The organism is Thalassotalea montiporae (assembly GCF_053485855.1).
This window is the reverse complement of sequence record NZ_JBQRUO010000002.1, coordinates 934,626-953,833: the sequence shown is the minus strand read 5'-3', so window position 1 is coordinate 953,833 and position 19,208 is coordinate 934,626. Positions and strand designations below refer to the sequence as shown.

Genomic DNA, 19,208 nt, shown 5'->3' with positions numbered 1-19,208 from the left:
CTTTACGCCCAGTAATTCCGATTAACGCTCGCACCCTCCGTATTACCGCGGCTGCTGGCACGGAGTTAGCCGGTGCTTCTTCTGTCGCTAACGTCACAGCTAGCAGATATTACCTACTAACCTTTCCTCACGACTGAAAGTGCTTTACAACCCGAAGGCCTTCTTCACACACGCGGCATGGCTGCATCAGGGTTTCCCCCATTGTGCAATATTCCCCACTGCTGCCTCCCGTAGGAGTCTGGGCCGTGTCTCAGTCCCAGTGTGGCTGATCATCCTCTCAAACCAGCTAGAGATCGTCGCCTTGGTAGGCCTTTACCCCACCAACTAGCTAATCTCACTTGGGCTAATCTTTTGGCACGAGGCCCGAAGGTCCCCCGCTTTGGTCCGTAAACATTATGCGGTATTAGCAGTCGTTTCCAACTGTTGTCCCCCACCAAAAGGCATATTCCCAAGCATTACTCACCCGTCCGCCGCTCGACGCCAAAGGAGCAAGCTCCTCTTCGTTTCCGCTCGACTTGCATGTGTTAAGCCTGCCGCCAGCGTTCAATCTGAGCCATGATCAAACTCTTCAATTAAAATCGTTTGTGAGACATCAGTCTCGGCTCAATGAATTCTGTACAAATAAAACTTATATAAAAGTAGTTATTGCATGAGTTCACTGAGTTAATTTTGGCAAACCGAAGTTTGCTTATTTGTAAAATCAACATCATGTGAATGCTCACACAAATTGCATGATAACTAATTGTTAAAGAACTGAATCTTGCGATTCAAACAAAACATCGCACTCGTGTTTTGTGGTTGCTCTCTCGTTGAGAGCGGATGCGCATTTTACGCCTCCTAGTTTTGATGTCAACAACTTTTTGAAAAAATCTTTAATTCATTTTTCTAAGTTATCTGACCCGTTTACTTAGCAAACTTGCTAACTAAACTTATCAAAACACTTCGTTGGGCTGCCCCGTGGAAGTGGATGCGCATTTTAGAGATTTTTAGCTGGGCGTCAACACCTTTTTGAAAGTTTTTTGATATTTTTATTCATTCGATTCATTTATGTACAAACCGCGTATTTATTGAGTAAAAACACCTAGATTATCCCAAATCCACCTATTTCAATGCCACTAACGCCAAGTTAGGAGTCAATCGTAAAAACATAAATTTATTCAGACTAATTCCTTATCAATAGAGCAACTACTTATTTAGTTTCGCTTTTTTGCTACTATTGTTGGTAAATATGTTTTTTTAATACGAGTTTGTCATGCCGTTATCAATCAGATCATATAAAGGTGTTACTCCTAACATTGATAGTACTTGTTATATAGATGAGAGTTCTGTGTTAGTTGGTGATGTAACCATTGGAGCAGATGCCAGTGTTTGGCCTATGGTTGCTGCACGCGGTGATGTAAATGCTATTAGTATTGGTGAAAGAACCAATGTTCAAGACGGGACGATTTTACATGTCACGCGAAAAAGCACTCAAAACCCGAATGGATTTCCATTAATTATTGGTGATGATGTGACTATTGGACATCAATGCATGTTGCATGGTTGTCAGCTAGGTAATCGTATCTTAGTTGGCATGGGGGCCATTATTATGGATGGTGCTGTAGTACAAGATGATGTCTTTATTGGTGCAGGAACATTAGTACCTCCCAATAAAACACTAGAAAGCGGTTACTTGTATGTGGGTAACCCAATGAAGAAAGCGCGACCGTTAAAAGAAGCTGAAGTTGCCTTTCTAAAGCAGTCAGCGATTAACTATGTTGAATTAAAAGATGACTACTTAAAAGAGAGCACATAGTTTAGCTCTCTTATTTTCAGCATTTGCTATACATGAAATACCGCTAGCTTAGCTTGATATGTATTTCATTCGATTCTAGCTCGTTATCTTCAAACCACATTTCTGCAATTTCTTCTAAGTCGTAACGAGTACAATGACTGATCTCGTCAAGTTTTGACAGTGAATATGAGTGAAAATAGATGGTCACCAGTTGCCCTGCCACCATTCCTGACATTTGCCAGCAGCCTTTATCAGCGTTAAACGCTAAATCGTCATTAAATAGTATTGATTGATTCATTTAAAGTATTCGCTTTTTGTGGGGGTGAATTGTTCTAAGCCAGTTTAGCTAGCAAGCTCAGCTCTAAGCATGTTCAAAACACTCTCTTGAGCAGGTTCGATCCCACGCCAAACTTTAAAACTTTCTGCCGCTTGCCCCACTAACATCCCTAGTCCATCAACAATTGTGGCAGCGCCATGCTCTGCAGCCCAAGTGAGAAAACAGGTTGGTTTGTCTTGGTACACCATGTCGTAAGCAAAACATCCTGCTGAGAAAATACTGGGTGGCACTGGCGGTAGTTCCCCCGTTAAGCTGGTAGAACTCGAATTAATAATCACATCAAAGCTATGCTCAGCTGCCAACTCAGTTATGGGTAAAGCGTTAATGTTGCCAAATGCCTTAAACTTGTCTGCGAGCAATTCTGCTTTTTCATGGGTGCGATTAACAATCACCAAAAGCTCTGGCTGGCAATCAAGCAATGGTTTAATCACGCCACGCGCAGCTCCGCCTGCACCGATTAACAACACTTTTTTATTTAGAAGAGCACCATTATTGATGAGATCGTTGACTAGACCCGCGCCGTCTGTGTTGTCGCCAGCAATAGTTCCATCCGCATGAAACGTTAAGGTATTTACTGCACCTGCAAGCCGAGCACGTTCAGACAGTTGATTAGCTAAATTAAAAGCTTGCTGTTTAAATGGCATGGTGATGTTACAGCCTTGCCCACCAGCATCAATAAATTGCTTTATACCTTGCTCGAAACCGTCAAGACCTGGGTCAATAGCTGTATATTCGATATTTTGTTTCGTATTTTCAGCAAATTGTTGATGGATTTTCGGAGATTTAGATTGGGTGATCGGGTGGCCAAAAACGGCATATTTATCCATTGGCGAGTAAATTCCTGATAGCAAGCATTAGTTTTCAGGCATTAAAGAACGTTTTCGAGTCGCTGACAAGTAGCATTTGAACGCATGCTTATGCGCAATGAATTTAATATATGCTTTCCAAAACAAAAAAGCCGCACTTAGTTACCCAAGTGCGGCTAGCCAAGCTCAACAGAGATTAGAACTTGTAACCAATCATTAGCGAGTAAACCATAGGGTCAATATCTACGCTAACTTTACCCGGTACTGCACCGCCAACGGCTGTGAATGAACCATCAGTGTCTATGTCAATGTAACGAGCTGAAGCGTTGATTGACCAATGCTCATCAATTAAGTAATCAACACCAATTTGCGCACTTAAGCCCCAAGAGCTATCTAGATCTAGATCATTAGCATCTAGTGGTGCGCCAACAGGTGTAACCGTTGTACCATCGCTAATACTTACGATAGTTGGGCTGTTAGCACCTTGTAATGCTGGGTTGAAGTCTTCTTCAAAGAAAATTGTGTAGTTAACACCAACACCAACGTAAGGTTTGAAGTTTGAGTTAGTGTCAAAGTAGTAAAGTGCGCTTAATGTTGGTGGTAAGTGCTTAGTTTCACCTAGGTTGGTAGAGCCTGCACCTGTATGAACAGTGATGTCATGTTTAAATGGTGTTGCTGCTAGTAATTCTACCGCCCAGTTTGAGTCTAAGAAGTAAACAAAGTTCAAACCTAACTGTGTGTCATCTTCAACAGATAATGAGATAGGACCTGCGCCTAAATCTACAGTTTGGTCAGCAGCAAAGATTGTTGCTTTATCACTGCTTGGATCAACCATAGTTGCACCACCACGTACAACGATGTCGCCAGCTTGATAACCAGCTGCCAATGCACCAAATGTCATTGAAGATAAAACCGCTAGAGTAATAATGCTTTTTTTCATGAGAGTCTTCCCCTTAAATAATTGACGCCAGTCTACTGATATCCTAGTACGTAAAAGTTGATTTACCTCAAGGTTCTTCACGCAGATAAGCTCATCGAAGCCATTTGCTGAAGAAATAATGATCTAAATCAATAAATAACAGGGAACTGAATTTGAAAGGAAAGAAAAAGGGGAAGTAAAAAGAAAAATGCAGCTCAGTTCAACAAGCCAAGCTGCACATTAGGCCGGTGATTAGGTAAGCCAATCACGCGGAACAAGAAACTCATTAAGTTTAGCCTCAGCACTGCCCGCTTCAGCTTGATAGTTATACTCCCAGCGCGCCAGCGGTGGCATCGACATCAGGATAGACTCAGTGCGACCACCTGACTGCAGACCAAATAGCGTACCGCGATCAAACACTAGATTAAATTCGACATAGCGGCCACGGCGATATAACTGGAATTGGCGTTCTTGCTCTCCAAAAGGCGTATCTTTGCGTTTGGCGATAATAGGCGTGTAAGCATCGATATAACCTTGACCAACGGATTTAACATAATCAAAACAACGGTCAAAGCCCCAGCTATTGAGGTCGTCAAAAAACAAACCACCAACACCACGGGTTTCATTACGGTGTTTTAAAAAGAAATATTCATCACACCATTTTTTGTGATCGTGATAAACCGAATCACCAAAGGGTTGACATAAATCATGTGCCACTTGGTGCCAATGCACTACATCTTCCTCAAATGGATAGAAAGGCGTTAAGTCAAATCCACCACCAAACCACCAAACAGGTGCTTCGCCTTCCTTCTCAGCAATAAAGAAGCGAACATTAGCATGTGATGTCGGAATATATGGGTTTTTCGGATGGATGACCAAAGATACCCCACATGCTTGCCAACTGCGGCCTGCTAATTCGGGGCGATGGGCAGTAGCTGAAGGGGGTAGCTTGTCGCCCGCCACCAATGAGAAATTTACACCACCTTGCTCAATTACCGCACCGTCGGTTAGCACCCGTGTACGGCCACCACCGCCTTCGGCACGCTTCCAATTGTCTTCGGCAAACTTGCCTGTACCGTCAGCTTGCTCAAGCGCTGCACAAATTTGGTCTTGTAGAGATTTAAAATAGTCGACAACTTGGTCGATACTAATATCACTCATGATCGGAAAATTTCTCCAGTTAAACCATCAATAATGGTTGATGGTTGTTCAAAGCCTAGGGTTTCCCCTTTGATGACATGATCTAAACGCCCCGCCAATGCTTCCTCAACTTGTTGCCAAGTTTGGCAAGGTGGTTGGCCTGATAAATTCGCACTAGTTGAAACAATTGGCTTATTCGTTTGATTACATAAGGCAACCACATCGGGCTGAGTAGTGACGCGCACCGCAATGGTGGTGAAGCTACCGGTTAGCCATTTAGGGGTATTTGGATGACAAGGCAATACTTGGGTGATGCCATCTGGCCAGCGAAACAAAATTTTATCGCGCTGCTCTGACGATAGCACTAAATCATCAACATATGGCTTCAATTGCTCATAGCTAGCCGCTAATAGGATAAGCCCTTTTTCAACAGGACGCTGCTTCACATCGAGCAATTTGTGAACTGCTTGCTCATTGTCTGGATCACAGCCCAAGCCAAACACAGCTTCCGTTGGATAAGCGATCAAGCCGCCTTGTTCAAAAACATCAACAGGGTTTGTCATATTTATTAATCGAGTTGGTTACCATAAAAATCAAAATTATACGGGTAAAAAACAAAAGTGCCACTGCGATAATACGCAATGGCACCTATAGTGCTAGTTAATCTAACTGTTACTCAGCCCTGCATTGAAAACTACGCCTCTTCAAACAGTGCCTTAACTTTTTGTCGCAGCACAAACTTTTGAATTTTACCCGTTGAAGTTTTCGGTAGTTCACTAAATACCACTGTTCTAGGGCATTTAAAGTGCGCCAAGTGTGAACGGCAATATTCAATCACTTCATGTTCAGAAAGTGTAGCGCCATCCTTTAAGGTAACAAACGCACACGGTGTTTCACCCCACTTTTCGTCTGCTTTTGCGACCACAGCGGCTTCTAATATATCAGGATGCTGATAAAGCGCCCCTTCCACCTCGACCGATGAAATGTTCTCGCCACCTGAGATAATAATATCTTTAGCGCGATCACGAATCTCAATGTAACCATCTGGGTGCTTAACAGCCAAATCACCAGAATGAAACCAACCGTTAGCAAAGGCATCGGCTGTAGCTGTTTCATTTTTTAAGTAACCTTTCATCGTGGTATTACCGCGAAAAACAATCTCACCAATGGTTTCAGCATCAGCAGGAACTGGCACCTTGGTTTCAGGATCAAGTACATCTACCTGTTCCTGTGTTTGATAACGAACCCCTTGACGCGCTTTTAATGCCGCCCGTTGATCACAATCAAGTGCATCCCACTCACTTTTCCATTCGCTCACCACACAAGGGCCATAGACTTCCGTTAAACCATAGCTTTGAGTCACCTCAAAACCGAGCTCTTCTACCCCTTTAATAACCGCTGCGGGTGGCGGAGCACCAGCGGTCATCACCTTAATATTACGAGGTAACTGCGCCAGCTTGTCAGGTTCAGCATTCATGATCATATTCAGCACAATCGGGGCGCCACAAAAATGGGTGACTTGATTATTGATGATGTTATCAGCTACTTGGTCAACAGCGACACTACGTAAACACACCTGCACGCCGCCAACAGCAACAATCGTCCATGGGAAACACCATCCATTGCAGTGAAACATCGGCAGTGTCCACAGGTACACCGGCTGTTCTCCTAATGGCCACACTAAGGTATGCCCCAAAGCGTTGAGGTAAGCACCGCGATGTGAATAAACCACACCTTTGGGGTTCCCTGTTGTACCTGAGGTATAGTTAAGTGCTAATGCTTGCCACTCGTTGGTAATTAAATTGTCGTTAAAATCAGGATCACCTTCCGCCAGCAGCTCTTGATATTCTAACTGCCCTAAGCGCTCGCCTCCTGGCCCTTGTCGGTCATCAATATCAATAATCAGTGGTTGACGAGAACTGATTGCTAGGGCTTTTTTCACCACAGGGGCAAATGCGGTATCGGTCAGCAATACATCACACTCACCGTGATCAAGAATAAAGGCTATTGCTTCGGGGTCGAGCCTGACATTTATCGCGTTAAGTACTGCGCCTGTCATTGGCACACCGTAATGTGCATCTAAAAATGCTGGAATGTTAGCGGCAATCACACTCACCGTATCGCCTGTTTTAACGCCACGTTTAATCAAGGCAGAGGCAAGTCGATTTACATTCGACAAATATTCAGCATAGGTAAATTGTTCACTGCCGTGAATAATGGCAGTTCGAGTTGGGTGAACATCAGCGGTTCGTTGCAAAAAGGTAATTGGCGTTAGTGGCAAACTGTTCGCCTGTACTTGTTCTAAGCCATGGTTATAAATATTCATCGTTGCCCCACTTTGTTTACACGCTGCGACGTTAAAACACATAAATCAGGCCAGCAGCTAAGTTATCATTCTCGCTATCTGTGTCGAGAATGTTGTTAGATTGTCGACAATATTACCGAGGCAAGGTTTGTTCAGGTATTATCCTTTGGTCTAATACTGACGCTATTCGATATAATTTTTTCGCTTTAAATCACGATTTTACACAAGCGTTACAATCGGCTTTTATCTCGCCTTTGCATGCCTTTGCGTATATAATCGCCAGCCATATTCATTCCGGCTTATCACAAGCGTAACTAGATTATTAAAGGGTAGAGAAGATGAAAGTGGGCATTATTATGGGGTCAAAATCGGATTGGCCAACAATGCAACATGCAGCGGAAATGTTGGATTTATTTGGTGTCCCATATGAGACTAAAGTGGTGTCTGCACACCGCACTCCTCACTTACTAGCCGAATATGCTGAGTCAGCGAAATCCCGTGGCATCAAAGTTATTATCGCCGGTGCTGGTGGTGCAGCCCACCTACCCGGTATGACTGCAGCCTACACTAGCCTACCGGTACTTGGTGTACCTGTTCAATCAAAAGCACTGAGCGGACAAGACTCTCTTCTTTCTATTGTGCAAATGCCAAAAGGTATTGCAGTTGGCACGCTAGCCATTGGTAATGCCGGTGCAGCCAATTCCGGTTTACTTGCCGCTCAAATTATTGGTACGCACGACGAAACAGTAATGGCCGCAGTAGAAAAATTCCGCGCAGAGCAAACAGAAACCATTCTAAGTAATCCCAATCCAGCAGAGTAGCACTGGCGATGAATGTACTAATTTTAGGTGCAGGCCAACTGGCACGTATGATGTCACTTGCCAGCAAACCACTCAATATCACTGTGCGTGCCTATGATGTTGGCAGCAAAACCGTTGTTGACCCACTAAATTCAGCAATCAGCTATGGCGACCTTGATGCAGGTATTGAGTTCGCTGATACGATTACCGCAGAGTTTGAACATATCAGCCATGATGTATTAGCTCAGTGTGAAGCAAGCGGAAAATTAAAGCCGAGTAGCCAAGCAATAAAAACAGGCGGCGACCGCCGTTTGGAAAAGGCACTACTGACCAAAGCTAATGCCGCTAATGCCAAGCATCAAATCATCGAAAGCAAAGCAGACTTTGACCAAGCACTGCAAACACTAGCGCTGCCGTTGATCTTAAAAAGCGCATTAGAAGGCTACGATGGTAAAGGCCAATGGCGCTTGAAAGACTTAAGCCAAGCTGATGATATTTGGGCTGATATTGAAGCATTTTTCCAAGGGAGTAAAAGCTCAGTTAAACAAGCTGTGATTGCGGAGCAAATGGTAGCATTTGATCGCGAAGTATCTTTAGTGGGTATGCGCGATGTTAATGGTAATACTAAAGTGTACCCATTAACGGAAAATCATCACACTGACGGTGTACTGACCGTCTCTGTCGCGTTAAATGACAACGAAGCACTGCAAGCTCAAGCACAGCAAATTTTTGACAGTATCGCCAATGCGCTCGGTTATGTGGGTGTGCTTGCCATAGAGTTTTTCCAAGTTGGCGATCAGCTACTGGTTAACGAAATTGCTCCGCGAGTGCACAACTCAGGTCATTGGACACAACAAGGTGCCGATACTTGTCAATTTGAAAACCATATTCGCGCGGTTTGTGGACTGCCACTTGGCAGTGGTGAATTAGTTAGGCCTACGGCAATGATTAACATTTTGGGTGAAGATAGCGTGCCCAATGCGATTTTAGATATTCCGAGTGTAAGCTTGCATTGGTATGGTAAAACTAAACGCGCAGGTCGTAAAATGGGTCATATCAACTTGTCAGCGGCCACTAACCAGGCCTTATTCGCACGTTTGGAAAAAGTCGCAATGATTTTACCTGAGCAAGCATTTAGCGATATCCAGCAGTATGCGCGCTCGCTAGCTGCAAATACCTAGTGTCTGATTAGCATTAAGATTGCGCTGATTGAAAATGTCCACATTTTTTGTCAGCGCACTGAAGCTTTTCACCAGCCGCCATCTGGCGTTTCAACAGTAATTCAAAACCACATTGCTCACATTCACCAGCCACGGGCTCGTGATTCACCGCAAATTTGCACTTAGGGTAATTATCGCAAGGATAAAAAGTTTTGCCGTAACGTGTGGTTTTTGCCGTTAACAGCCCTTTTTTACAACTTGGGCAAGTGACATGACTTTCCACTTCAGCTTCATTTTGCTCATGCTCTATATGATGGCAGGCAGGAAAGTTCGTACAGCCAATAAACATACCATAACGCCCCTGCTTTACCGCCAGTTCATGACCACATTCAGGACATTCAGTGCCTGCTAGCACTTTATCTTCAACCCGCTCATGCTCAACCACTGGCCGAGTATATTGACACTTAGGATAGCTATTACAACCGATAAAAGCGCCTGCTTTGCCCCGCTTAATACTCAGCTCACTACCACAGTCAGGGCAAACGCCATAGGCTTGCTCTAGTGCGTGTTCATGTTGGCTGAAAAGTGGATCGTCAGATTGAGACATAGCAATATCTGCGCGCTGGCGCTCGGTAAGAAAGGTTAAGTTGTATCGCCATTATGCCACACGTAAAAAAAAGTGATCATCCTATATCTTGAAGATAATAAAGATAATCACTTTTTTCATATCATTCTAGGCTGAAAAAACGAGCGTTAATCGGTCACGCGCTAGTGAAGCGGCCCATCAGGTCGCTCATCAAAAATTAGGTCTTCCATCTGAGAATAGGCTTTTTCACGGCCAGGCACGTTGAACAAGACCATTAGCACTACCCACTTTAAGTCATCTAAGTAAAAGTCTTTGGTGTCTAACTCCATAATGCGATCGATAACCATCTCTCGCGTCGTCACATCGAGTAAGTTGACTTGTTCAAGAAATAATAGAAAGCCACGACATTCAGCGTCTAAACGCTGCATTTCTTGCGCGGTATAAATACGTGTAGAAGGGCCACAGACTCGAGTTAAATAAGGGTGTGCATCATTGTTTTGCAAATCAGCGAGTTTTTCTAACCAACTAAGCGCCTTGTATATTTCATCCTGATGAAAACCAGCACGAGTTAACTCGTCGGTAAGCTCATCGTGATCCACCATAATCTCGGCTTCGGAGTGAATATAATTCTCAAAAAGGTACATAAGAATGTCAAACACAATTACCCCCTATGTAATCGAAGATAGCCACCAGGCACCGCAGATACCAGACCACTAAGCTCAAGCATTGTTAGCCGGGTTAACACTTCGTCTGTTGGAAGCTTACTCCGGGAAACCACTATGTCTACGGGAGTGATTTCATAATCCACACTAGCTAACAATGCATAGTTTAACAAGCCCTGTTGATGACTTTTTACAATTTTTTCATCGGCCTGAATAACATGACCGGATGAATTAGAAATAACTAACTCTTCTATAATGTCGGCTGAACAATCGATTAATTTAGCGCCTTGTTTAATCAATTGATGACAGCCTTTGGCCATTGGGTTTAGCGGCGATCCTGGTACCGCAAACACCTCTCTATTTTGTTCTAATGCGCTTTTTGCCGTCACCAAAGAGCCACTTTTAATTTCAGCCTCGACCACTACGGTTCCCAAACTCAATCCACTAATAATACGGTTACGGCGCGGAAAATGACCAGGTTTGGCGACAGTACCCGGTAAAAACTCACTGACAATCGCCCCACCTTTGTCCAATAAATTACGCGCTAATAGCTTATGGCGAGCGGGATAGATTTTATCAATACCCGTGGCAAGTACCGCAATGGTATTACCACTTGCTTGCAAAGCCCCTTGATGAGCTGCCGCATCTATGCCCAACGCCAAACCACTAGTAATGGTTAGCCTGTTTGAAAGCTCTTGCGCTAGTTGGCTTGCGTATTCTCGTCCAGCATGGGTGGCAGAGCGACTACCTACAATCGCTATTTGAGCCGTATTGAGTAATGCTTTGTCACCCTTTAACCAAAGCACCAAGGGTGGGTCATATATTTGCGAGAGCAATTTAGGGTAAGCTGGATCGGAAAATACAATCATTTGACTATTGGCGTTATCGCTAGCGCTGATAATATCTGAAATACGCTGCCAATCTGGCGAGCTAATTGCGCTAGTTTGTGGCTTGTTTAGCCCTAAAGCCAGCAACTGTGTTTGGGAAAGTTGAAAAAGTTGGGCTAGGCCATGCTGCTCTACTAACGAAACCTTGCGATGAATAGCAAGTCGTGGCACTAACTTTAACGCCAGCCATAATGCAGTATCGTTGTGACTCAATGCTCTCTCCTTAAGCGTGAATCCTCAAAACCTGAGATTGATCTACCAAATGAAAATCCACCTACTGATAATCTCGATAAACCTCATTGGAATAAATGTAACTGCAAGATCAAAAAAGGCATACCACTATAGTTATAGCTGGTATGCCTTTGTTTTCAACTAGTTGTAATGACTAATTATTAACTTTGGTTAAGGTGCCGTTACAACATCTAAAAGTCGCGCCGGTTTACTTGTTCGTAATATTAATGCCATTGACGCTTTGTCATAAACTTTAAAGACCATCACTTCGCCTAGCGCTTCTTCCGGCATGTCATATTCAGCTTCACCGCCACTGGTTAATCGATCCCAACGAGAAGCTGTCGCTTTATATTGCGGGCCACTTTTCGTTTCGACAACCGCAGGGCTCTTGCGCTGTATAGACATCACATCTCCCACTTTCAGTGAGTGCTCGGCGCCACGATTAATCATCACGACTTCAAGTTTGCCAAACTCTCTGCCGTCAGTAGCAGATTTAACAATCATACCGCGTATCGCAGGATCCGCACTTTGCATGGTAAAGAAAGATGGCAACAGCTGACCTTCATTGATCGGCATCACTAAATTACCTGAGCGAATTTCACGATTCGCTGAGTTCACTAGCATAGTGCTTGGGCGACGCACTGACATATTACCTGCACGAACTACCTGCGCAGTACCCGTTAATTTGACATTGTAGCCGAGAGATTTATCGGTCTCTGGGTCGATGATTTCTTCATCGACATAATACATGGCATAAGACTTACCAGGGATAAGGTCATCATTTACGTAAACCTTAAAACCGTCCATGCTTGATTTGTGTCCTTCATCACTACCAATCACATAGGGCAGTGTGTCAATCTGCTCTTGCGTTAACAAGTGGTCGTATTGAATGTAAGGCGCAATGACACTAAGTGGTAACGTTGTTACTGGCTCTTTTTTAATTTGCTTGCGCAGTTTCGGTGATAACTTAATGGTTGGCTTTTCACGCGGCGCGACTTCCACTGGTGGCGCGATAACTTCTGGCGCAACCTCAAGTTCTGGCTCCGGTTCCGCTTCAACGATAAGTTGAGGCTCACCTTGATCATCATAGACCAGACGCAACACATCACCAGGGTAAATAAGGTGAGGGTTGTTAATTTCGGGATTGAGGCGCCACAGTTTAGGCCAAAGCCATGGTTGCTCTAAAAATATTGAAGAAATGTCCCATAGCGTGTCTCCCTTTTCCACTATGTAGGTCTTCGGCGCATCTTCATTCAATTGAAGTACATCGGCGACCGCCAGCCATGGCAAGGTGAAGAATGTTGCTGAGAGTATAATTTTTTTTATCATGCTACTCTTGTCCATTTTATACAAAAACTTCAAACCACTATTATTGTTGTTATTTAATGGCTAAAATTGAAACATAACATCCTAGCTTAATTATCGCTAATTATTTGTAAAAATTATGACCGTTTTATCCGTTTTACGCTTTCCTGATGAGAGATTGCGCACCAAGGCAGAGCCTGTAGCCCAAGTTAATGATGAAATTAGAAAAATTGTCGACGACATGTTTGAAACCATGTATGACGAAAATGGTGTTGGCCTAGCGGCGACACAAGTCAATATTCATCAACGTATTGTGGTCATGGACTGCAGTGACGACAAAAGTGACCCTCTTACCTTAATTAACCCCGAAATTATTCACAAAAGTGACGAAACTTTTATTAACGAAGAAGGCTGTTTATCAGTACCTGGCTGTTATGCGAAAGTCACTCGCCACGAACAAGTTACGGTCAAAGCACTCGATCGCGATGGCAACGAATTTACCCGTGATGCTGACGAGCTGTTAAGTATTTGTATTCAACATGAATTAGATCACTTAGCGGGTGTACTGTTTGTCGACTACTTATCTCCATTGAAGCGCAAACGCATTCAAACTAAGCTCGAAAAAGAAGCTCGTCTCAACGCTAAAGCTTAATCTAACCTCGCTAACTTAAGGTACGCCATTGACTTCTCCACTTAATATCGTTTTCGCCGGAACGCCGGATTTTGCTGCCCAGCACTTACAAGCGTTAATTAACTCAGAGCATAATGTGATTGCTGCTTATTGCCCACCAGACAAACCTGCTGGTCGCGGTAAAAAGCTAACGGCTTGTGCCACCAAGGTACTGGCTCAAGCGCATGATATTCCGGTATACCAACCAAAAAACTTTAAAGAAACGCAAGATCAGCTCGATTTAAAGGCGTTAAATGCCGATGTCATGGTGGTAGTGGCCTATGGCTTATTACTGCCAAAAATTATTTTGGATGCGCCGCGACTTGGCTGTATTAATGTCCACGGCTCACTTTTGCCTAAGTGGCGCGGGGCGGCGCCTATTCAACGCTCACTCGAAGCGGGCGACGAAGAGACTGGCGTGACGATTATGCAAATGGATGAAGGTTTAGATACTGGCGATATGATCTTAAAGGCCAGTTGCCCTATTCTTGAATCTGATACCAGTGCTAGCTTGTACGAAAAATTAGCAGAGCTAGGTCCGAAAGCGCTAGTTGAAACACTAAGCTTAATGGCACAAGGTGATTACCCACGCGAAGTCCAAGATAACAACCAAGCAACTTATGCCGCAAAGCTTGATAAAGCTCATGCAGAAATTAATTGGCATCAAAGTGCACGCGACATCGACTTAAAGCGTCGCGCCTATTTCCCTTGGCCTGGTTGTCATATCAACTTAACTGACCAACAAGGTAAATCGCAAACGGTTAAAGTTCACCAAGCCAGTGTTGTTGATCAAGATGTTAGCCCCCTAACCCCAGGTGAGATTATCAGTGCAGACAAATCGGGCATTGTAGTCGCAACCAAAGCGCAAGCCTATCGCCTAGAGGTGTTACAACTACCGGGTAAAAAGCCCTTACCAGTGCAAGATGTACTCAACGGTCGAGCAGATTGGTTTGCAGTGGGTCAAGCGATTACTGGGTTTAACGCTCAAGACGTAAAAGACAACTAAGTACCATGAACGCAAATATTAGAGCGCTATGCGCACAAGTGTGTTTTGCCGTAGTAGAACAAGGCCGCAGTTTGGCAGAGGAAGTGCCCTTAAAAGCCACTAAAGCAGAAGGCAAAGACAAAGGCTTATTGCAAGAGCTTTGCTATGGTGTACTGCGCCACTTGCCTGAACTAGAAAATGATGTTCGACAGTTTTTAGCAAAACCATTAAAGGGCAAACAGCGCGTTTGCCACTTTTTGATCTTAGTGGGTATTTATCAACTTAAATACACGCGAATTCCAGATCATGCTGCGCTCAATGAAACGGTGTCGGCGACAGGAAAACTTAAAAGCGGCCATTTAAAGAATTTGGTTAATGGCGTGCTAAGAAATTTCCAGCGCCAGCATCAAAAACAACATTCGAATCCAGAAAGCGAACAAGAAGTGAGCGCCAACTCACTTCCTGAGCCAATATTTTATAATCACCCTAGCTGGTTTATTAAATTGGTTAAAGCCGCTTATCCAGAGCAATGGTCGACGATATTAATGGCTAATATGCAGCGCCCGCCTATGTGGCTGCGCACGAATGTTAGCCAACAATCAAGTGAAGCTTATCAACAGCAACTTGCCGATTTAGCAATTCAAGTAGCTGCAATCGAGCCAAAGTCAAAAGCGCTTAAGCTAGATCAAGCAATAGATGTGAATAAACTGCCAAACTTCAGCTCAGGGGCGGCGTCAGTGCAAGATGCTGCGGCGCAACAATCAGCGCGCTTGTTAGATTGTCAGCCAGGTGATCATGTGTTGGATTGTTGCGCGGCACCCGGCGGTAAAACCTGTCATTTGATTGAACAAACACCAGAGCTTGCCAGCGTTACCGCCTTAGATGTCGATGAGCGTAGACTCGCTCGTGTGCAAGAAAACCTCGAACGCATTGGCCTAAACGCAAAATTGCAGTGTGGTGATGCCACCAAGCCAGAGTCATGGTGGGACGGCACACAATACGATCGTATCTTACTTGATGCGCCGTGCTCAGCGACGGGTGTGATCAGACGCCACCCAGATATTAAATGGCTGCGTAAAGCAGACGATATTGAGGCGCTTGCCGAGCTGCAGGCGCAGATACTGAGAAAAATGTGGTCATTACTTAAACCCGGTGGTACTTTGCTATACGCGACGTGTAGCGTATTACCGCAAGAAAATAGTGAACAAATAGCACAGTTTCTTGCTCAGCAAAGTGATGCTCAGCTAATCGAACTACCGGAATATCAAGGCAAAATTGGCTGGCAAATACTACCAGGCGAACAAGATATGGATGGCTTTTACTACGCCAAGTTAGTCAAAAGCGCTAGTTAAGCAGGCTCACTGGCAACAGGCGATAGCCATCGGTAGCATCAACAATAGTAGATTATGAAAATAATAATAATTGGCGCAGGCCAAGTAGGCGGTACCTTAGCGGAAAATCTGGTGGGTGAGCGTAATGATATTTCGCTGATCGATACCGATAGTCAAACCTTGTTAGAACTACAAGACAAGCTAGATTTGCAAGTGATCACCGGGCAAGGTTGTCACCCCGACGTGTTAGCCCGTGCAGGCGCTGATGATGCCGATATGATCATTGCCGTGACCAACGACGATGCGACCAATATGATCGCCTGTCAAATCGCCTACACCCTGTTTAGCACGCCGAAAAAAGTCGCGCGTATTCGCTCCTCAGAAATTGTTGAGCGCAAGCGTGAGCTATTTAACAAAGACCATATTCCGGTCGACCACGTGATTGCGCCAGAGCAACTAGTGACTCGTGATATTATCCACTTAATTGAATACCCTGGCGCCTTACAAGTGCTGGAATTTGCCAATGGTAAAGTCAGCTTAGTGGCGGTAAAAGCCTACTATGGTGGTTTGCTGGTAGGTCACGCGTTATCAACACTGAAAGAGCATATTCCTAACGTGGATACGCGCGTGGCCGCTATTTATCGTAATGGCCGCCCTATTCGCCCGCTAGGTACAACTGTAATTGAAGCGGATGACGAAGTCTTCTTTATTGCCGCCAGTATTCATATTCGCGCGGTAATGAACGAGCTGCAAAAACTCGAGCCAGCGTACAAGCGCATTATGATCGCCGGCGGCGGTAACATTGGTGCAGGTATTGCGAAAAAGCTCGAACAAAATCATCAGGTTAAATTGATTGAACGCTCACCAGAGCGCGCTAAACAGTTAACCCAAGAGCTGGATAAAACACTAATTTTTACTGGCGATTCATCCGATCAAGAATTGCTACAGGAAGAGCAGATTGATCAGTTTGATGTCTTTATTGCTGTGACCAATGACGATGAAGCCAATATTATGTCGTCGCTGTTGGCGAAAAAGCTGGGTGTTCGCAAGACCATGGTGCTCATCCAACGAGAAGCCTATGTGAACTTAGTGCACGGTAGCAGTATCGATATTGCCATTTCACCACAGCACTCAACGATTTCCGCGTTACTCACCCATGTCCGTAAGGGCACGATCAACAATGTATATAGCTTGCGTGGCGGCGCTGCTGAAGCAATAGAAATTGTAGCGAAAGGCGATGAAACATCATCAAAAGTCGTTGGTCGTGAAATTCGTGATATCAAGCTTCCGCCAGGCACCACTATAGGCGCCATTGTGCGTGGTGATGAAGTGATAATTGCCCACTCTGACAGCGTGATCATGGAAGACGATCACGTCATACTCTTCCTAGTGAATAAGAAGTATATTTCAGACGTTGAGAAGTTATTCCAAGTGGGCGTGATTTACTTTTAGTGACCGCTCTTTGCAAAGCGCTATTCAATACCAAAAAAGCTGGCAATCGCCAGCTTTTTTAATGAGTAAATTTCTTAGTTACACTTATACCAATCCGCATAAATAAATGTTCACTCAGCTTGAGATAAAACGCTTTAATGCAAGGCGCATGTTTGCTCGTCATAGTTATTCTATTTCAAGAACATGCAACACAGCAGTAGAGTGTTTTAGCCAAGCCCTTCGGGAGCTTTTCAGCGACCCAATTACGGCGCAAAATTTTCTGGATGTAGAACAACTATATCGGCAAAAATTTTTCTTGTACTTGAACCGCTGAAATAGCTCTGAGTTGAATATATTATTATGCGGATTGGTATTGTTCCGCTTGGTATTAATTACGCCAAAACGCAGGGGTAAATAAAACAAGTAAGGTAAATATTTCCAAACGACCAAACAACATAGCGACAATCAAGACCCATTTACTAAAGTCGTTGATCGACGCAAAGTTCGCGGCAACTTCGCCTAACCCTGGGCCTAAGTTATTCATACAGGCTGCAACCGCAGTAAAGGCGCTAATATCGTCCATACCAGAGGCTAACAGCAACAGCATACAAATAACAAAGACTGCCGCATAAGCAGAGAAAAATCCCCAGACCGCCTCGATAACACGATCAGGTAACGCCTTGCGACCTAACTTAATCGTGAATACAGCTTTAGGATGAACAAGCTTGTTAAGCTCACGCACACCTTGCAGGTACAATAACACAACGCGCACCACTTTCATGCCACCGCCAGTACTGCCTGCACAGCCACCAATGAAACTGGCAAAGATAAGTAGCAATGGCAACAAGGTTGGCCAATCAGCAAAAGACGTAGTGGCAAAGCCCGCTGTCGTGCTAATAGAAACTGACTGAAACAATGCCTGATCCAAGGCGACATCAGCACTTTGATAAGTGTTATGGCTCATCAAGACAGCAAAACATATCGCCGTTAAAATCACCTGTAGGGTGATAAAGAACTTAAACTCAGGATCGGCAAAATAGTTTCGAATTGATTTGTTCTGCACCGCCGCATAATGCAGCGCAAAGTTAATGCCGGCGATAATAAGGAAGACAACACAAATCAAGTTGATCACTGGGCTATTAAAGTAGCCCATACTGGCATCATGAGTGGAGAAGCCGCCAATCGCAATCGTCGAAAACGAGTGGCAAATGGCGTCAAAAACTGACATGCCCGCTAACCAATAAGCAACCGCACAAGCAATGGTTAACGATAGGTAGATATACCATAAATGCTTGGCAGTATCGGCGATACGGGGGGTCATTTTCGAGTCTTTCACCGGCCCTGGGGTTTCCGCACGGTAGAGCTGCATACCACCGATCCCTAGCATGGGTAGCACCGCTACCGCGAGTACGATGATCCCCATGCCACCTAACCACTGCAATTGCTGGCGATAAAACAATACCGCATGAGGTAAGCCGTCAATTTGCGTTAAAATAGTGGCCCCTGTAGTGGTTAACCCTGAGAAAGATTCAAAAAAAGCATCGGTGGTTGTTAGGTTTGGGGTTTCCAACAACATCAGCGGAATCGCTGAAAAGCTTGCCAGTACCGTCCAAAACAGGACCACGATAAGAAAGCCTTCCCTCGCTCGCAAGTCGTCCTTTTTCTGTCGATTGGGGTACCACAGGGCAAGACCAATAAACAAACACCACATAAAGGCCATTAAGAAAGGAACACCGCCACCATCGCGATAAATGAGTGACACAACAGCAGGCGGTAACATAGTAACGCTGAGTAGCGCGACTAGTAGCCCTAAAATACGAATAATGTTTCTATATTGCACTGATATACGCTACTTAGCTTTGTTCTGTGGTTTCGTTAA

At 44.4% G+C, this 19,208-nt stretch carries 18 protein-coding genes and 1 rRNA gene; 7 read left to right on the top strand and 12 right to left on the bottom strand.

The genetic code is table 11. The annotated features are described in order from the left end of the window. Positions 1–575 (bottom strand): 16S ribosomal RNA (locus ACSLUR_RS10650); the annotation flags it as partial. 677 nt (positions 576–1,252) lie between these two features. Between ACSLUR_RS10650 and ACSLUR_RS10645 the strand changes: the two genes are divergently transcribed. Further along, positions 1,253–1,795, top strand: coding sequence for a gamma carbonic anhydrase family protein (locus tag ACSLUR_RS10645; RefSeq protein WP_448554332.1), 543 nt, complete (start codon positions 1,253–1,255; stop codon positions 1,793–1,795). Between the two features lie 43 nt (positions 1,796–1,838). Here the strand turns inward: ACSLUR_RS10645 and ACSLUR_RS10640 are convergent, their stop codons facing one another. The 6 genes from ACSLUR_RS10640 to ACSLUR_RS10615 all read right to left on the bottom strand — a co-directional run bounded on the left by ACSLUR_RS10640 (position 1,839) and on the right by ACSLUR_RS10615 (position 7,302). Continuing rightward, positions 1,839–2,072 (bottom strand): hypothetical protein, encoded by a 234-nt coding sequence (locus tag ACSLUR_RS10640; protein WP_115998574.1) that lies wholly within the window; start codon positions 2,070–2,072, stop codon positions 1,839–1,841. 44 nt (positions 2,073–2,116) lie between these two features. Then, complete coding sequence (gene aroE, locus ACSLUR_RS10635) at positions 2,117–2,938, bottom strand: shikimate dehydrogenase (RefSeq protein WP_448554329.1); 822 nt, start codon at positions 2,936–2,938, stop codon at positions 2,117–2,119. A 175-nt stretch (positions 2,939–3,113) separates the two neighbouring features. Further along, the gene (locus ACSLUR_RS10630; protein ID WP_115998572.1) at positions 3,114–3,857 is read right to left on the bottom strand and encodes an OmpW/AlkL family protein; all 744 of its coding nucleotides are present in this window, start codon (positions 3,855–3,857) and stop codon (positions 3,114–3,116) included. Positions 3,858–4,088: 231 nt separating this feature from the next. Beyond that, positions 4,089–4,997: an oxygen-dependent coproporphyrinogen oxidase gene (gene hemF / locus ACSLUR_RS10625; protein WP_448554327.1), complete on the bottom strand. Its 909-nt coding sequence runs from the start codon at positions 4,995–4,997 to the stop codon at positions 4,089–4,091. Beyond that, complete coding sequence (gene tsaC / locus ACSLUR_RS10620; protein WP_115998570.1) at positions 4,994–5,539, bottom strand: L-threonylcarbamoyladenylate synthase type 1 TsaC; 546 nt, start codon at positions 5,537–5,539, stop codon at positions 4,994–4,996. The genes hemF and tsaC overlap by 4 nt, the downstream gene beginning before the upstream one ends. A gap of 131 nt (positions 5,540–5,670) precedes the next feature. Beyond that, entirely contained in the window at positions 5,671–7,302 is a 1,632-nt protein-coding gene (locus ACSLUR_RS10615) for an acyl-CoA synthetase (RefSeq protein ID WP_448554325.1), read from the bottom strand. A 317-nt stretch (positions 7,303–7,619) separates the two neighbouring features. On the opposite strand from ACSLUR_RS10615, the gene purE reads away from it, so the two are divergent. Continuing rightward, positions 7,620–8,102, top strand: coding sequence for a 5-(carboxyamino)imidazole ribonucleotide mutase (gene purE / locus ACSLUR_RS10610; RefSeq protein WP_448554323.1), 483 nt, complete (start codon positions 7,620–7,622; stop codon positions 8,100–8,102). 8 nt (positions 8,103–8,110) lie between these two features. Beyond that, complete coding sequence (locus ACSLUR_RS10605; RefSeq protein ID WP_448554321.1) at positions 8,111–9,262, top strand: 5-(carboxyamino)imidazole ribonucleotide synthase; 1,152 nt, start codon at positions 8,111–8,113, stop codon at positions 9,260–9,262. Between the two features lie 13 nt (positions 9,263–9,275). Here the strand turns inward: ACSLUR_RS10605 and ACSLUR_RS10600 are convergent, their stop codons facing one another. From ACSLUR_RS10600 to ACSLUR_RS10585, 4 genes are all read right to left on the bottom strand, one after another. Then, positions 9,276–9,848 (bottom strand): DNA topoisomerase family protein, encoded by a 573-nt coding sequence (locus ACSLUR_RS10600; protein ID WP_448554319.1) that lies wholly within the window; start codon positions 9,846–9,848, stop codon positions 9,276–9,278. Between the two features lie 161 nt (positions 9,849–10,009). Next, positions 10,010–10,486 carry a DUF494 family protein gene (locus ACSLUR_RS10595; protein WP_115998564.1) on the bottom strand — a complete coding sequence of 159 codons (477 nt, stop codon included), beginning with the start codon at positions 10,484–10,486 and terminating at the stop codon, positions 10,010–10,012. Between the two features lie 2 nt (positions 10,487–10,488). Further along, entirely contained in the window at positions 10,489–11,589 is a 1,101-nt protein-coding gene (gene dprA / locus ACSLUR_RS10590) for a DNA-processing protein DprA (RefSeq protein ID WP_448554316.1), read from the bottom strand. Between the two features lie 189 nt (positions 11,590–11,778). Beyond that, complete coding sequence (locus tag ACSLUR_RS10585) at positions 11,779–12,936, bottom strand: LysM peptidoglycan-binding domain-containing protein (protein ID WP_448554314.1); 1,158 nt, start codon at positions 12,934–12,936, stop codon at positions 11,779–11,781. A 115-nt stretch (positions 12,937–13,051) separates the two neighbouring features. Between ACSLUR_RS10585 and def the strand changes: the two genes are divergently transcribed. Genes def through trkA form a run of 4 tightly spaced genes read left to right on the top strand, consistent with a single transcriptional unit; the run spans position 13,052 to position 17,350 of the window. Continuing rightward, positions 13,052–13,564 carry a peptide deformylase gene (gene def, locus ACSLUR_RS10580; protein WP_448554312.1) on the top strand — a complete coding sequence of 171 codons (513 nt, stop codon included), beginning with the start codon at positions 13,052–13,054 and terminating at the stop codon, positions 13,562–13,564. Positions 13,565–13,592: 28 nt separating this feature from the next. Then, entirely contained in the window at positions 13,593–14,588 is a 996-nt protein-coding gene (gene fmt, locus ACSLUR_RS10575) for a methionyl-tRNA formyltransferase (protein ID WP_448554309.1), read from the top strand. A gap of 5 nt (positions 14,589–14,593) precedes the next feature. Further along, positions 14,594–15,919: a 16S rRNA (cytosine(967)-C(5))-methyltransferase RsmB gene (gene rsmB / locus ACSLUR_RS10570; RefSeq protein ID WP_448554307.1), complete on the top strand. Its 1,326-nt coding sequence runs from the start codon at positions 14,594–14,596 to the stop codon at positions 15,917–15,919. Positions 15,920–15,973: 54 nt separating this feature from the next. Beyond that, entirely contained in the window at positions 15,974–17,350 is a 1,377-nt protein-coding gene (trkA, locus tag ACSLUR_RS10565; protein ID WP_115998558.1) for a Trk system potassium transporter TrkA, read from the top strand. Between the two features lie 367 nt (positions 17,351–17,717). Here trkA and ACSLUR_RS10560 read toward each other — a convergent pair whose 3' ends face one another. Further along, on the bottom strand, positions 17,718–19,169 hold the full coding sequence (locus ACSLUR_RS10560) for a TrkH family potassium uptake protein (RefSeq protein WP_448554305.1): 1,452 nt from the start codon (positions 19,167–19,169) through the stop codon (positions 17,718–17,720). Between the last annotated feature and the right edge of the window lie 39 nt (positions 19,170–19,208).